The 15538-nt window shown below is 54.1% G+C and carries 10 protein-coding genes; 5 read left to right on the forward strand and 5 right to left on the reverse strand.

The window, feature by feature from the left end; genetic code table 11:
- Positions 1 to 11 precede the first annotated feature (11 nt).
- From THS27_RS00445 to THS27_RS00455, 3 genes are all read left to right on the forward strand, one after another.
- A complete protein-coding gene (locus tag THS27_RS00445; RefSeq protein ID WP_085587047.1) occupies positions 12 to 1178 on the forward strand; it encodes an adenosylhomocysteinase in 1167 nt (388 codons plus the stop codon).
- Positions 1179 to 1212: 34 nt separating this feature from the next.
- The gene (locus THS27_RS00450) at positions 1213 to 1668 is read left to right on the forward strand and encodes a hypothetical protein (protein ID WP_085587048.1); all 456 of its coding nucleotides are present in this window, start codon (positions 1213 to 1215) and stop codon (positions 1666 to 1668) included.
- Positions 1669 to 1931: 263 nt separating this feature from the next.
- Positions 1932 to 3272 carry a ferric reductase-like transmembrane domain-containing protein gene (locus THS27_RS00455; protein WP_085587049.1) on the forward strand — a complete coding sequence of 447 codons (1341 nt, stop codon included), beginning with the start codon at positions 1932 to 1934 and terminating at the stop codon, positions 3270 to 3272.
- A 94-nt stretch (positions 3273 to 3366) separates the two neighbouring features.
- Here THS27_RS00455 and THS27_RS00460 read toward each other — a convergent pair whose 3' ends face one another.
- From THS27_RS00460 to ccrA, 3 genes are all read right to left on the reverse strand, one after another.
- Positions 3367 to 5481 (reverse strand): methyl-accepting chemotaxis protein, encoded by a 2115-nt coding sequence (locus tag THS27_RS00460; RefSeq protein WP_085587050.1) that lies wholly within the window; start codon positions 5479 to 5481, stop codon positions 3367 to 3369.
- Between the two features lie 182 nt (positions 5482 to 5663).
- On the reverse strand, positions 5664 to 7340 hold the full coding sequence (locus tag THS27_RS00465; RefSeq protein ID WP_371454847.1) for an acyl-CoA dehydrogenase family protein: 1677 nt from the start codon (positions 7338 to 7340) through the stop codon (positions 5664 to 5666).
- A gap of 258 nt (positions 7341 to 7598) precedes the next feature.
- Positions 7599 to 8879 (reverse strand): crotonyl-CoA carboxylase/reductase, encoded by a 1281-nt coding sequence (gene ccrA, locus THS27_RS00470; protein WP_085587051.1) that lies wholly within the window; start codon positions 8877 to 8879, stop codon positions 7599 to 7601.
- Between the two features lie 252 nt (positions 8880 to 9131).
- On the opposite strand from ccrA, the gene THS27_RS00475 reads away from it, so the two are divergent.
- A complete protein-coding gene (locus tag THS27_RS00475) occupies positions 9132 to 11192 on the forward strand; it encodes a protein meaA (RefSeq protein ID WP_085587052.1) in 2061 nt (686 codons plus the stop codon).
- Positions 11193 to 11210: 18 nt separating this feature from the next.
- Here THS27_RS00475 and THS27_RS00480 read toward each other — a convergent pair whose 3' ends face one another.
- Positions 11211 to 11831 carry a TetR/AcrR family transcriptional regulator gene (locus THS27_RS00480; protein WP_085587053.1) on the reverse strand — a complete coding sequence of 207 codons (621 nt, stop codon included), beginning with the start codon at positions 11829 to 11831 and terminating at the stop codon, positions 11211 to 11213.
- 122 nt (positions 11832 to 11953) lie between these two features.
- Here THS27_RS00480 and THS27_RS00485 point away from each other — a divergent pair, with 122 nt between their 5' ends.
- The gene (locus THS27_RS00485) at positions 11954 to 12694 is read left to right on the forward strand and encodes a 3-oxoacyl-ACP reductase family protein (RefSeq protein ID WP_085587247.1); all 741 of its coding nucleotides are present in this window, start codon (positions 11954 to 11956) and stop codon (positions 12692 to 12694) included.
- Positions 12695 to 12935: 241 nt separating this feature from the next.
- On the opposite strand, the gene THS27_RS00490 is transcribed toward THS27_RS00485, so the two are convergent.
- On the reverse strand, positions 12936 to 15353 hold the full coding sequence (locus THS27_RS00490; protein WP_246832780.1) for a bifunctional diguanylate cyclase/phosphodiesterase: 2418 nt from the start codon (positions 15351 to 15353) through the stop codon (positions 12936 to 12938).
- Positions 15354 to 15538 lie beyond the last annotated feature (185 nt).

Consider the following 15538-nt stretch of genomic DNA (forward strand, 5'->3'; position numbering starts at 1 on the left):
GGCCCCACACCATGAATAGTCGTATCAAGGATGCCGCGCTGGCAGCACACATTACCGACGAAACCCTGGCCTGGCGCCAGGTGATTTGCCCGGTGACCGCCGCCTATGGCAAATATGTTGCCCGGCGCGATTTGCAGGGCAAAACCATCGTCAGTTTTCAGCATGTTCTGGAAGACACCATTCCTACCCTGTTGCCGTTTGTCCAGGCGGGCGCACGGGTAAAGGTCGGGGCCTGTAACCCTGACAGCACCGACGATGCTGCCGCTGCCTATCTGGCGCAAAACGGGGTCGAGGTTCATGCCTTTTCCGGCATGACACCCGATGAATACGCCAAAAGCATTGATATTTTATCGAACGAACCAGCCGATATTATTGCCGATATGGGTGGGGAATTGATCGAGGCATTTGTTAAAAAAGGCCATAAGGTGGATGGTGCCCTTGAAGCCACCACAACCGGTGTTCACCGGGTGGAAAAGCTGGATTTGAATTTTCCGGTTTTTAACTGGAACGATATCGCCATCAAGGATCGCCTCCATAACCGCCACCATGTTGCACAGGAAATGTGGCCGGTTTTTTCCAATGTTACCGGGTTGGCCTTGTATGGCCGCACGGTTCTCGTGATTGGTTTTGGCCCGGTCGGGCGTGGTGTGGCCGAGCGGGCACGTAACCTGGGGGCTGTGGTTTCGGTTGCCGAACGCGACCCGGTTCGCGCGCTCGAAGCCCAGCATCACGGGTGCGCCGTGGTGGACCTGGAAACCGGCCTTAAAAACAATGCCATCATTGTAACGGCAACCGGCCTGTCGGGCATATTGGGCAAAATACAGCTTAAACAGGTGCGGCGCGGGGCCGTTTTGGTCAATGTTGGCCATTCCAACACCGAAATTGATGTTGCCTGGCTTGATACCCTGCCAAAAACCCGGATGCGTCGCCATATCGAACGCTTTGATCTGAGCGATGACAAACAGGTTTATCTGCTTAACCGCGGCAGCCTGCTTAACCTTGCGCCGGGCATGGGCGGGTCGGGCAAGGATCTGTTTGATCCGTTTTCGGCTATTTTGTTGCGCGGGATCGACTGGCTGGCATCGGGCGGGGCGGCACCATTCAAACCCGGCTTTTGGGATTACCCTGCCGAGCTTGAAAGTGAAATTGCCCAGCGGATTCTGGCGTCGCACAATTAGAAATAACGATCACCTAAAAAGCCGCGGGGGCCCGATGAAAGCGCTGGAATGGATTGAAAGCAAACTTCACCATGCCAGGGCCCCGCGGCTTTATTGCGGTGGGCTGGCTGTGCGGGCTTATGGCGGGTCGCGCCCCTTAAATGATATTGACCTGTTTGTGCCCGACGCGCATTTCTGGCCGCTGGTTGATGCACTAGGTGCTTATATTCGCAAACCCGCCCTTCGCCAGCGTGAAGCAGGCTGGGATCTGACCTATGCGCAATTTGTTTATGATGGCGTAAAAATTGAAATTGGCAGCGATGACCATCCCCGTATTCAGGATGGCATGACCGGGGATTGGGGTGTCCTTGATATTGATTATGCTGCCGCCGAACAGCGAATCTATGCAGGATGCACGATTCCGTTAATGGCGCGCCGGCAACTGATTGCCTATAAGCGCACCCTGCGACGTGACGTTGACCTGATAGATGTTAGCCAGATTGATCGATAGCTAAGGGGGTTATAGCGGCCCTTTTCATATGGTTCAGAAAAACCGCCCTTTCCGGTTTTCGTTTGAATATCCAGGGGAAACCGATACTTACATACCTGGACTGGGATGTGTCTGAATAACATTCGCAAAATCAGAAGGTTAGCTGTTACATTTTAGTACAAATTTCCGTTGTTTTGGCATAGTTCTGCGACCGCAGTGTGGTTTAACCGGCTTGTGGGCAAAGGCCCCGATGGCTTGGCCATGGATGCGCAAAGGACAATATCATGCGAAACATAAAATGGATTTTCTGTATCTTCCTGCTGGGAGTTTCCGGCCTGTGGGTGGTGGAACATCCTGATTTCTGGGCGCAGGATAATGTTATTCTGGTGCGCAATCAGGTTTTGCAACTTACCGGGCTGATGGCAATTTCCCTGATGAGCCTGATCATGATTTTGGCGACCCGGCCCAAATGGCTTGAACCCGTGCTGGGCGGGCTTGATAAAACATATCGTTTGCACAAATGGCTGGGTATTGCCGCGCTGGTTATGGCGGTAACCCACTGGTTGTGGGTAGAGGGGCCAAAATGGCTTAAGGGCCTGGGGCTGTTAAATGTCAATCGCCCGCCGCGCCCTTCACAGGAAGGTTGGGGCATGTTGCAGAAATTCCTGATGTCGCAACGCCATCTGGCCGAAAGCATTGGCGAATGGAGCTTTTATATCGCGGCGGCCCTGATGGTGATTGCCCTGGTCAAACTGGTTCCCTATCGCTGGTTTGCCAAAACCCATAAATTTATTGCCTTTGCCTATCTGGCACTGGTGTTTCATGCGCTGGTTCTGTTCAATTTTGATGACTGGGCAGGCCCTGTCGGGGTGCTGTTGGCAATTTTTCTGGGGGCCGGGGCATACAGTGCCGTTCTGGTTTTGACCAATCGGGTGGGTCGCAAATCAACTGTGATGGCAACAGTGGAAAAAACCGAATCATTTCCCGCCATTAAGTCGCTGGAAATAACGTTAAAGCTCGATCAGGGCTGGCACGGGCATAAGGCCGGCCAGTTTGCCTTTGTCACCTTTGATGAACAGGAAGGCGCGCATCCTTTTACCATTGCATCGTCCTGGGATGCCAGTGACCGCCACCTTAAGATGTTGGTAAAGGCACTGGGTGATTATACCCGCAAGTTACCCCGGCATTTGCAGGTTGGCCGCGCCGCCCGCATCGAAGGCCCCTATGGGGCATTTACCTTTGATGCCGCTGGAACACGGCAGGTCTGGGTTAGTGGCGGCATTGGCATTACACCTTTTTTGGCCCGGTTAAAGGAACTGGCAGACCTGCCCGCCTCTGAACGCCAGAACATCGATCTTTATCATTCTGTTCCGGTCGAGGATGAAGAACTGTCGTTCCGGTTAAAAATGCTGGCGCAGCAGGCGGGGGTTAATCTGCATATTATCCTTGATGGCCGCGATGATCTGTTAACCGGTGCCAGGTTGCGCAACGATGTAACAGATTGGAAAACAGCCAGTTTCTGGTTTTGCGGGCCGCGCAACTTTGGCACTGCCCTGTATCGGGACCTTACCGGGCACGGCCTGCCTGCCACCCGTTTCCATCAGGAACTTTTTGAATTCCGATAAGGCCGCAATACCCTTGGGATACTGTTATATTTTTCGCTGGCAGCAAGGTTTTATCGCTTTGCTGCCAGCGGGGTTTATGTCGCCTTTGCCTGGTTCAGGCGCGATAACCTATGCGTAAATTGCCCCAATGTTTGCCATTTACCATAATCGGCACATCGCATTCCTTCATAAAGACAACCTTGTCGCCCATGTCGCGGAAATAGGTTTGCAGCAATACCGGTTTGGTGTTGCGTGCGGCCATTAATCCGGCGCGATCATCAAAAATGCGGCGGTTACGGGCATTGCCCATGTTCCATACCGGGTCGTTGGGGCGTTGGGGTTGGCTGAAAACTTTATTGTGGGTCGGCAAATACCCGTTCTGGTCAACCGATGCCACAAACACAATATGCGAATCCTTGCCCAATGTGCCTTCCTGCAAGGGGGCAAAATGGGTGTCGGTGAATTTCAGGAATGCGGTGGTAAACTGTTTGGGGTCCGTGCCCTCGATCAGTTGATAACGCGGTTTCATCAAATCATCGATTTTAAGTTCACCCCGGCGCACTGCATCGTCAAACAGTTTGCCAAGCTGCTGTGCCAGCGGTTTGCCCAGTTCGGCAATTTTTTTGTCATGGGCGCGGGTTTTAACCAGCATATCGTCGATGACCTTGTGGGCTTCTGCCGTAAGCTGGTCAAACTGGATATGCGACCCCAGGCTTGAAACCGCCTTTAAGGTGCCGTGCAGGCGGGTGTCGCCATCCAGTGTGATGGAAACGGGTTTTCCGGCATCGGATTCGCGGGCCTCGATCCGGGCAAGAAGGCCTGCGGTTGACATATCGGCGGTAACGCCGGTGCGGCTGTCGCCTTTGCCAAAATCCACCATAATATCAACGGCAATCGGCACCCGCCGGCCTGCCTTGTTTTTGGTACCATTGCCGGTGCCATCACCGGTGTTTGTGGTGCGCAGCACAGCCCTGAAACGCTGGTCCATTTCGCTGACATCACGGCGAATGTTGGTGGCCAGCCCGCGCAGATTTTCCGATGTATCCCGTGCATTCTGCGCTTTGCTGTGTGCCAGGCCGATATCTTCGGCAATGCCGGCCATATGGGTTGATACTTCCTGTGCGCTGCCCGAAATTTCATTAATGGCGGCGGTTTGCTGTTCCACCGATACGGAAATATCACTGGAAAGACGGCTGACTTCATCAATCGCGCCGCCAATGCCTTCTATGGCACCAACCGCACTTGATGTTGCCTGTTGAATGGCCTGAATTTGTGCATTGATATCGGAAATGGCTTTTTCGGTTTGGGTGGCAAGGTTTTTCACCTCGTTGGCAACCACGGCAAACCCCTTGCCGGCGTCACCGGCCCGTGCGGCCTCGATGGTGGCATTGAGTGCGAGCATTTTGGTCTGGTCGGAAATGCGTTTGACAATATCAACCACCTTGCCAATTTCACCAGCCGTGCTTGACAGGCTTGCCATGGTGCCGGTGGTTTCCTCAACCCGGATCACGGCCTGCCCGGCAATATCGCTGGTTTGGTGAATGCGCTGGGCAATTTCCTGGCTGGATGCCTGCAATTCCTCGGTTGCCGATGCAACAGTATTTACATTGCCGCTGGCAATGGCCGTGGTTTCGGTAATGCGTTCGACCAGCTTTGACAATTCCCGTGAATCGGTTTCCATGACTTGGGAAACATCATTCATGCGCCCGGCCTGAAAGCCGACTTCGGAAATGATATTATCGGTTTCGCGTTCAATAATTTCCGAAATCGCCTGTATTTCACTGCCGGATCGCGCCGTGTTACCAGACCCTGTCTGTTGCATCTGACGGCCTAAAACCGCGCCCATATCGGTATAAAATGTGGTGCGAATGGCATCGGCACACATTTGCGCCTTGCTGCCACGAAGGTGCGATGTCACATGGCGCAGGGCATTGGCAACGGCATTTTCATAGGCCGTGACAATGGCGGTTGTGGTCGGTAACGGGGCCATGCCCGAAATCGGGTTTTTGCCAAGGTCGCGGGTAATGGTTTCGGGGCCGCTCGCACTTAGCAATTCCTGCCAGTATTGTGCCATTTCGGTTGCTTTTTGCGCAGCATCGGGCGGCGAGGGGGGCGCAAGGCGCGCAATAAAATCCCTGGCGATTTCGCCAAGATGCGGGGATATGGCATCAAATGCGGCACGGGCATGGGTCAGGGATGCAGCACCCGGGGCTGCCTGGCGAATATCCATGGGACGTCTCCTTTGGATTTATCAGGTTTTTCCCGATAATTCATTTTGTTGTCATGAAGCCTATCTCTATATGGGGGGGGATGTCATATTGTACTTTAGGTTGAGGGGCAAAAAAACGGGTGCCAGCACGCTGACACCCGCAAGGCTGGGCCAGTTGGCCCCGGTTCGGTACGGGGCGAATTTTAGCGCCCCAAAAGCCCTCGGGTTACGACCTGTGCCTGTATTTCGGCCGCCCCTTCAAAAATGTTTAATATGCGTGCGTCACACAAAACCCGGCTGATTTGGTATTCGGTGGCATAGCCATTACCGCCATGAATTTGCAGGGCATTATCCGCATTTGACCATGCCACGCGGGCGCCGAGCAATTTTGCCATGCCCGCTTCGATGTCGCAGCGAATGTCCTGGTCTTTTTCAATGGCGGAAAAATAGGTCAGCTGGCGGGCAATCATGGTTTCCACCACCATCCAGGCGATTTTGCCGTACACACGCGGAAAGGCATAAAGCGGTTTGCCAAACTGGATGCGTTCCTGGGCATAGCGCATGCCAATTTCCAGCGCATTTTGTGCCACGCCAACCGCACGGGCTGCGGTTTGGATGCGGGCGGATTCAAACGTTGCCATTAATTGTTTAAAACCCTGGCCTTCCACCCCGCCCAACAGGTTTTCGGCTGGCACACGAAAACCGTCAAAGCCCAGCTCATATTCCTTCATGCCGCGATAGCCCAAAACCTCGATCTCGCCGCCACTCATGCCCTCGGCGGGAAACGGGTTTTCATCGGTGCCACGTGGTTTTTCGGCCAGCAACATCGACAGGCCGCGATACCCGGCCTGATCGGGGTTGGTACGTGTCATCAATGTCATCAAATCGGATCGGGCGGCGTGGGTGATCCATGTTTTGTTGCCCGAAACGCTGTAACAGTCGCCCTCTTTTATCGCACGGGTGCGCAAATTTGCCAGATCAGACCCGTTATTGGGTTCGGTAAACACAGCAGTGGGCAAAATTTCGCCCGATGCCAGCTTGGGCAGGTAATGGTTCTTTTGCGCATCGGTGCCGCCAAGGCGGATCAGTTCGGCGGCAATTTCGGACCGTGTACCGAGCGACCCCACTCCGATATAGCCGCGCGAAAGCTCCTCGGTCACCACGCACATGGCGGTTTTACCCATGCCAAGGCCACCAAACTCTTCGGGAATGGTCAGGCCAAACACGCCCAGTTCGGCCATTTCATTGATAATTTCAATCGGAATTAATTCATCGCGTTCGTGCCAACCGTGCGCATACGGGCTGACTTTTTCCTCAACAAAGCGACGAAACTGGTCGCGCACCATATCAAGGGTGTCGTCTTCCAGCCCGCCATTGCCAAACTGGCCGCTTGCCAGGCTGTCGCCGATTTCGTCGGCAATGGCGCGGCGTGTGGCATCAACATTGCCCTGCGCGATCAGTGTTTGCACCGATATGTCGGCGTTAAATCCGGCAATGGCTTCGGGGGGCGTGCCCAATGCGCCAAGGCGAATGATTTCACCTTGCGACATGGCAATGCCACCTGAAATCTGGGCCAGATATTCGCCAAAGGCCGCCTGCAAAATCAGTTGTTCCAACCGCCCGAATTTGTCCTGTTGTTCCAGCCTGCCTGCCCATGCGCGCATTTGGCGCAGCGCGTTAACATAGGTGGCAAACCAGGCAAAGCCGTGGGCGGAAAACTGGTGTTTTTCCATTTGGTCGGCATCAAGTTTGCCATCCGGGCAAATGGTGGCACTGATGGCATCACGCGTGGCATCATAAAGCGGGTTCAGGGCGGAAAGGGCACCGTCACACAGGGATGTCAGGTTGGCGATCAGGGTGTTTTCTGTCATGGCATTCATGGCTTTATCCTGTCAGGCGGCACCTTGCGGCACACATCATGGTAAGGCGTTGGTCGTGCAAGTGGCGGTATTTCGGTATTATCGGGGCCAATATGATGCGACGCCCGCTTTAAGGCGCAAAGATATTTATAAATGAAAACCGGGACGTGATCCTGCCCGTAACGGGCGAGGTTCGGGCAGGATCGCGCCGGTCACAGTCGAAAGTGGCAAGGGATGCGTGTCGAGGGAACCAAACCATCATCGCCTGCCATGTGGGATTTATCCTTCGACTGCGTCTTCAAGGGTGCGCATACCCGGTCGTTTGGCCTGAACCAGCACCGCCATGTTGCCGGGCTTGTGTTCGTTGCGCATCATTTTCATGTGGGCACGCGGTATATCTTCCCACGAAAATACATCTGACATGCTAGGGTCGATCCGGCGTTCGATCACCAGTTTGTTGGCCTGTGCCGCCTGTTTGAGGTTGGCAAAGTGGCTGCCCTGAATGCGTTTTTGCCGCATCCAGACAAAACGGGCATCGAATGTCAGGTTAAAGCCGGTGGTGCCGGCGCAAAACACCACCATGCCGCCGCGTTTGACCACATTGCACGATACGGGGAAGGTTTGCTCGCCCGGATGTTCAAACACAATGTCGACATCCACGCCCTTGCCGGTAATATCCCAGATCGCCTTGCCAAATTTGCGCACTTCTTTCATGTAGGCACCAAATTCCGGGCCATTCACGGTGGGAAGCTGGCCCCAGCAATCAAAATCCTTGCGGTTGATGACGGCTTTGGCCCCCAGACCCAGCACAAATTCGCGTTTGCTTTCATCGGAAATAACGCCAATGGCATTGGCCCCGGCGGTGGTAATCAGCTGGATCGCCATTGACCCCAAACCACCCGATGCCCCCCATACCAGCACGTTATGGCCGGGCCGCAAAATATGCGGGCGATGCCCAAACAACATGCGATAGGCCGTTGCCAGTGTCAGCGTATAACACGCACTTTCTTCCCATGTCAGGTGTTTGGGGCGTGGCATTAATTGTTGCGATTGCACATTGGTAAACTGGGCAAAGGAGCCATCGGGCGTTTCATAACCCCAAATGCGCTGGGTCGGCGATAACATCGGGTCGCCGCCATTGCATTCCTCGTCGTCGCCATCATCCTGATTACAGTGAATGACCACTTCATCACCCACTTTCCAGCGGGTGACCTTGGACCCCACCGCCCAGACAATGCCCGACGCGTCGGAACCGGCAATGTGGAACGGTTCGCTATGGACATCAAATACCGAAATCGGTTTGCCAAGGGCCGCCCACACGCCGTTGTAATTGACCCCGGCCGCCATCACCAGCACCAGAACCTCGTGCGAGTCGAGAACCGGAACATCAACCACTTCGCATTGCATTGCGGTATCGGGTTCGCCATGCCGTTCGCGGCGAATGGCCCAGGCATACATCTGTTTTGGCACATGGCCCAGCGGCGGAATTTCGCCAATGTCATAAAGGTCTTTGACGTCCGGTCCGCCCCGGTACGAAATAATCTCAGCGGCGGTGTTCATGGCCTTCACTCCTTTTTCGGGCCGCGTGCGGCACGGAATAACGACTTGTCGGCTTGGGGAAGGCGTAAGTTTTCCGATTCCCCGATGGTAATGGCATCTAACGCTTTGGTTTCACTGCATTGCGTAATTTCGCTTTTATCGCGTTGCACAAATTGTTATATAATTACCCATAACTTGTCTAGTGGGTAATTTAAGAACGTTTTGACGAAATAATCGGAAAGCGTTTAAGCAACAAATGTACGCGAGGTCGCCATGTCATCAGATCGCACACGCACTGCAACATCGCCGGAACGCGACCGGCCGTGGCTGATTCGCACCTATGCCGGGCACAGTTCGGCTCAGGCATCAAATGCGCTGTATCGGCAAAACCTGGCCAAGGGGCAAACCGGCCTGTCGGTGGCGTTCGATTTGCCCACCCAGACCGGATATGATTCCGACCATGTGCTGGCGCGCGGCGAGGTCGGCAAGGTGGGGGTTCCGGTATCGCATCTGGGCGATATGGAAACCCTGTTTGAGGGTATCCCGCTGGATAAAATGAATACATCCATGACCATCAACGCCCCGGCGGCATGGTTGCTGGCGTTGTATATCGCGGTGGCGGAAAAGCAGGGCGTAAAGCGCGCCGATTTGCAGGGCACGACGCAAAACGACATCATCAAGGAATATCTTTCGCGCGGGACTTATATTTTCCCGCCCGCCCCCAGTTTGAAACTGATCACCGATGTGGCGGCCTTTACCTATCGCGAGGTGCCCAAATGGAACCCGATGAATGTGTGTTCCTATCACTTGCAGGAAGCCGGGGCGACGCCGGAACAGGAACTGGCCTTTGCCCTGGCAACCGCCATTGCCGTGCTGGATGCCGTGCGCAGCTCGGGCCAGGTGCCAGAGGACGAATTTGGCCAGGTGGTAGGGCGAATTTCGTTTTTTGTGAATGCCGGTATTCGTTTTGTCACTGAAATTTGCAAAATGCGGGCGTTTTGCGAGCTATGGGATGAAATTACCCAAACCCGTTATGGCATTAGCGATGAAAAATTCCGCCGGTTTCGTTATGGCGTACAGGTGAATTCACTGGGGCTGACCGAACAGCAACCTGAAAACAATGTATACCGGATTTTGATTGAAATGCTGTCGGTGGTGTTGTCGAAAAACGCCCGGGCGCGCGCCGTGCAGCTTCCGGCCTGGAACGAGGCGCTGGGGTTGCCGCGCCCGTGGGATCAGCAATGGTCGTTGCGCCTGCAACAGATCATGGCCTATGAAACCGACCTTCTGGAATATGAAGACCTGTTTGATGGCAACCCGGCGATAGAGCGCAAGGTGGCAACGTTAAAACAGGGCGCATTGGCCGAACTGGCGAAAATAGATGCCATGGGCGGGGCGATTGCGGCGGTGGATAGCGGCTATATGAAGGGCGAACTGGTGAAGTCCAATGCACAGCGTTTGTCCGATATTGAAAACGATGTAACCCGCATTATTGGGGTAAATGCTTTTGTTGAAACCGAACCCTCGCCGTTAACCGCAGATGGTATTCAGTCGATCATGATGGTCGATGACATGGTCGAACACGAGCAGATTGAAAAACTGAAAGGATGGCGTTCCGGCCGTGATCAGGCCGCCATTGCCAAAAGCCTTGCCGGTCTTGAAGCTGCCGCACGCGAAAATCGCAACATCATGGAAAGTTCCATCGCATGTGCCCACGCCGGGGTTACGACCGGGGAATGGTCCGAAACCCTCCGTCAAGTCTTTGGCGAATATCGTGCACCAACCGGGGTCACATCCATGATTGTGACAGGCGAGGAGGACAACATCAAAAAACTGCGCAGTCGTGTGGCTGAAATTTCCGAAAAGCTTGGCGAGCGGATGAAAATGCTGGTCGGAAAGCCGGGGCTGGATGGGCATTCCAACGGGGCTGAACAAATCGCGGTCAAGGCGGGGGATGCCGGAATCGAAGTCCTTTATGACGGCATTCGCTGGACGCCTGATAAACTGGTGCGTAACGCCATTGACGAAGGTGCCCATGTGATCGGCCTTTCGATTCTGTCTGGCTCGCATGTGGCGCTGGTTCGTGAAGTTGTAAATGGTTTACGGGCGCATGGGGCGGGGCATATCCCTGTTGTTGTTGGCGGTATCATTCCCAATTCAGATATACTTGTTTTGCGTCAGATGGGCGTATCGGCGGTTTATACGCCCAAGGATTACCAACTGGTCCGGGTGATTTCTGAAATTGTCGATCTGGTGGATCGCAAATTATCTGAGTATCCGGCCCCGCGTAATGTTGAAGGCGCGCCTGACGCGGGCCAAACCAGCATCTATTGATTGCGGTGGATTGCGGTTTCAGGATGCGACCGGTGAAGGGCTGATCAGGCTAGGCCACGTCGCCATTGCCGCGTTAGCAACGGCGATCAGTTCATGGCGCGTCGCACCGTCACGTGCCTGGATCGACATGCCATACTGCACCGTCGTATAATAGTTTGCCATATTATCGATATTTGCATCGGGCGGGATAAGGCCGTCATGTTGCGCTTTGGCATATAGTTTCTTCAGGTTGCCGATAGTGAGACGGCGCAGATCACGCAGGGCCTGATTGATATTTGCATGGTTTGAAACCGCCTGTGGTGCGGCGAGTACCACCATGCATCCATGTGGCGTGTCATCTTGGGTGTAAAGGCATGCCGTTGTGGTCAGAACATGCTGTGTCGCGTCCTTTGGGTGGTGAAAGCGTTCCATATCGCCCCAAAGTCTTGCGCCATATTGGCTATTGTAACGCTCCACCACTTCTTCAAACAGCGATTGCTTGTCACCAAAGGCAGCATACAGGCTTGGTGGCTTCATATTCATTGCCGTCGTTAAATCCGAGATAGACGTGCTTTCATATCCTTTGGCCCAGAAAATCACCATTGCCTGCTCCAGCGCAGTATCCCGGTCAAAGTTCCGGGGGCGTCCACGTTCGGCCATTGAGAAAAACCTCGCATTTCATGAATTATGTAATGACCGATAAATAAATGGCTTGACGAATGATTGCAAGGGGCGCATTTGTTTTTGTAGTGAGCATTACAAAATTATTGGAGTTTCCAGAAATGACCCAACTCAACGGTAAAATGGCATTGGTAACCGGCGGCAGCCGGGGCATCGGTGCCGCCATCGCAAAACGCCTGGCTCGTGACGGGGCTGCGGTTGCCATCACTTATGGTAATGCAGCTGACAAGGCCGCCGAAGTTGTTACCGAAATCAAGGCAGCCGGGGGCGAGGCCCTTGCGATTAAGGCCGACAACCGTGACCCGGAGGCGGTACGCGCCGCGATCGAGGAAGTGGCAAAAACGTTCGGAAAGATTGATATACTGGTTAACAATGCTGGCATACTAAGTGGCGGCTCTATCGAGGATGAAACACTTGAATCGTTTGATCGTATTGTTGACGTCAATATCCGCGGGGTGTTTGTCGCGGTTCAGGCTGCCCTGAAACATATGCCCGATGGCGGGCGCATCATCACCACCGGCAGCAGCCTTGCACACAAGGTTCCATTTCCTGGTATCAGTCTTTATTCCATGACCAAATCAGCACTGATCGGTTTCACCCGCGGGGTCGCCCGTGATTTGGGCGCGCGGGGCATTACTGTCAATTTGTTGCATCCGGGGCCGACCAACACCGACATGAACCCGGAACATGGTGAAAACGGCGACGCGATGCGCAGCTTCATGGCGATTAAGCAATTTAGTCGTTCCGAAGATACCGCAGGTTTGGTTTCCTGGTTGGCAAGTGACGAGGCGCGCACGGTTACCGGTGCCGAATTCACGGTCGACAGCGGCTTGAACGCCTGATCGGGGAAATTTTTCCCGGAACCTGAACGATCATTGGTGTGGTGAACAGGCGCATCTGCGACCCTCATCTGGCCCGTGCGGGGGTCATGAATGTTTTATACCCGGAACCTGATGTTTGAAATGGTGGCAGCCACTGTCCCGCACTTGGCAGTTGGTTGGCTTGTCTTACGCCTGATAAGCAGTGCGATGCTGCCATGTCATCCCTGCTTACACAGGCCGGTTTATCAAAACACCATCTTTATCAGTCGTCGCCGTTAACCGGTTGGGTATCAATGATACCGGCTTTGTATTTTGCGGCCCGTTCCGTAACCCATTTTTCAAAAACGGGGACGGGCAGGGGTTTGGAAAACAAAAAGCCCTGAATAAAATCGCAGCCTTTGGCTTGCAAATATTTCAGCTGTTCGATTTCTTCCACACCTTCGGCAACCACATCAAGATGCAGGCTGTGCCCAAGGCCGATGACGGCATCGACAATAGCTTTGTCGTCAGGGTCCACATTGATGTCGTTAACAAAGGACCGATCAATTTTGATCGAGGTAACCGGGAACCGTTTGAGGTAATTCAGCGATGAATAGCCTGTGCCAAAATCGTCAATCGAAATGCCAACGCCCAGCTTTTTCAGTTCCTTCAGGGTGGAAACGGCTTTTTCCGGGTTGTTCATCAGGATCGATTCGGTAATTTCCAGTTCCAGCGTGCCTTGGGGCAACTTGGTTGTTTGCAGCGTCTGGGTGACGGTGCGCACCAGTTCAGCATCCTGAAACTGTGCCGGTGACAGGTTAACTGCCATGCGTAAATCGGGCATGCCGTTTTCGCGCCAGATTTGCGTTTGTTTGCAAGCTTCGCGTAGCACCCAAGCCCCCAGGCGATTGATCAATCCGCATTCCTCGGCGACTGAAATAAACTCGCCGGGCAAAATCAGGCCGCGTTCGGGGTGGTTCCAGCGCACAAGGGCTTCGGCCCCAACCACCTGTTCGGTCTGGCAATCGACCTTGGGCTGGTAAAACAGTTCCAACTGGTTGTAATCCAGCGCGTTGCGCAGGTCTTCCTCGATGGTTTTACGTTCCTTGACCCGCTCATGCATGGAGGGCAGGAAGAACCGGTAATTATTGCGGCCTTCGGCCTTGGCGGCATACATCGCCATATCGGCGTTTTTAACCAGCTGTTCGGGGTTGTCGCCATCTTCGGGGAACAGGGTAATGCCGACTGACGCGGTTGAATGCAGGCGAATGCCCCGGCAGTCAAACGGTTGGGCCAATTCGTCAATAATGCGCTGTGCCAGCACAATGGTGTCTTCGATATTTTGAACGTCGGTCTGGATGATGGCAAATTCATCCCCGCCCAAACGCGCGGCGGTATCTGAATCGCGAATGATGCGCGACAGGCGTTGCCCCATTTCCTGTATCATCAAATCGCCCACATCGTGGCCGAAATGGTCGTTGATATCCTTGAACCGGTCCAGGTCAACAAACAGTACCGTCAGACCACGCTGAAACCGCCGGGCTGAAAGCAGGGCCTGACGCAACCGGTCCAAAAACAGGGTGCGGTTGGGCAGGCTGGTCAGCACGTCATGCACGGCAAGGTGGCGCATTCGGGCTTCGGTTTGTTTGCGTTCGGTAATGTCGGTATAGGTGGCAACGTAACCGCCACCAGGCATCGGGTTATGGTCCACCTGCACAACCCGGCCATTGGGGCGGGTGCGTTCCATGCGGTAAGGTTCGCGGCGCCGGGCAATCGCCACCCGGTCGGAAATCAGGGCGGGAATGCTGACCTCGCCATATTCCCCGCGTTCGCCGTTAAAGCGTAAAATATCGGAAAGGGGCGTTCCTTCCTTCACCAGATCGCGCGGCAGGTTCAAAAGCTCGATATAGCGTTCGTTCCACACCATCAGGTTCAAATCCTGATCAAACAGGCAAATTCCCTGGCCGATATTATGAAGGGTTGCTTCTAGCAGGGCCTGTTTGCGCTGGGCTTCTTCCTGGGCCTGGCCTTGCAGGGCCACCATTTCGTTATATTCGCGAATCAGCAGGCCCAGTTCATCAACACTGTTCCATTCCACCGGGCGCCGCAGGCGGCCATGTTTGGTCATGCGGATGGAATGCAAAAGCCGTGAAAGGGGTTCCTTGATCGAACGGCGATTGGCGATCAGCAGGCTGGCGGTCACCACGGCAATCAGCAGGCCAAACAGGATCAGATCGATCAGAATTCGGCGCCACAAAAGTTCGCGTACGCGCTCTTCGGTAAAGTAAATAACCAGCTCGCCCACATCGTGGCGGACATTGTTCCGTTCAAAATAAACCCGGCGCGACAGACGTAATGTATCGTTAAGGTCGCCCTGCGATGCCCCGGTGCGGGCAAATTCGGTGCCATCCGCGCCAAGGGCACGCACGGCAACAATATCGCGGTCGCGGCTCATGGCGTTCAGCGCCGATTCGATGTTATCAACATCAAGATACCAGAAGGGTGTCGCCAGAACGCGGGCATTGATATCGGCGGTTTGTTCGATTTTTTCGTTCAAATCGTCACGCAGCACAATATAGCTGGCATAACCAAAGATAACGAACAGGATAAGACAACACAGGGCCACCAGCGGCAGAGCAATAAACAGCAGCCGGCTGCTAAGCGATTTTCGCTGCAAAAAGCCGTGAGACCCGTGCGGCAATTCATCCTCCTGACTGACCTGATCTTTCGGTCAGTTTTTGTCCCCCATCTGGATGTGTATCCTATACTCATCCCCGTACTTAACTTGTATCGCATACTGGCGATACGGCGAAGCACAAGATTGATTTTAGACATATAATTTGATCATACGAACAAAAAAAATGCCAAGTGCGATTTTAAATAGTT

It is taken from the genome of Thalassospira sp. MCCC 1A01428 (genome assembly GCF_002115825.1).
GTDB lineage: Bacteria > Pseudomonadota > Alphaproteobacteria > Rhodospirillales > Thalassospiraceae > Thalassospira.

Coding starts and splice junctions, on each gene's coding strand:
- THS27_RS00445 (WP_085587047.1), top strand. CDS start 12: ATGAATAGTCGTATCAAGGATGCCGCGCTGGCAGCACACATTACCGAC.
- THS27_RS00450 (WP_085587048.1), top strand. CDS start 1,213: ATGAAAGCGCTGGAATGGATTGAAAGCAAACTTCACCATGCCAGGGCC.
- THS27_RS00455 (WP_085587049.1), top strand. CDS start 1,932: ATGCGAAACATAAAATGGATTTTCTGTATCTTCCTGCTGGGAGTTTCC.
- THS27_RS00460 (WP_085587050.1), bottom strand. CDS start 5,481: ATGGATATTCGCCAGGCAGCCCCGGGTGCTGCATCCCTGACCCATGCC.
- THS27_RS00465 (WP_371454847.1), bottom strand. CDS start 7,340: ATGAATGCCATGACAGAAAACACCCTGATCGCCAACCTGACATCCCTG.
- ccrA (WP_085587051.1), bottom strand. CDS start 8,879: ATGAACACCGCCGCTGAGATTATTTCGTACCGGGGCGGACCGGACGTC.
- THS27_RS00475 (WP_085587052.1), top strand. CDS start 9,132: ATGTCATCAGATCGCACACGCACTGCAACATCGCCGGAACGCGACCGG.
- THS27_RS00480 (WP_085587053.1), bottom strand. CDS start 11,831: ATGGCCGAACGTGGACGCCCCCGGAACTTTGACCGGGATACTGCGCTG.
- THS27_RS00485 (WP_085587247.1), top strand. CDS start 11,954: ATGACCCAACTCAACGGTAAAATGGCATTGGTAACCGGCGGCAGCCGG.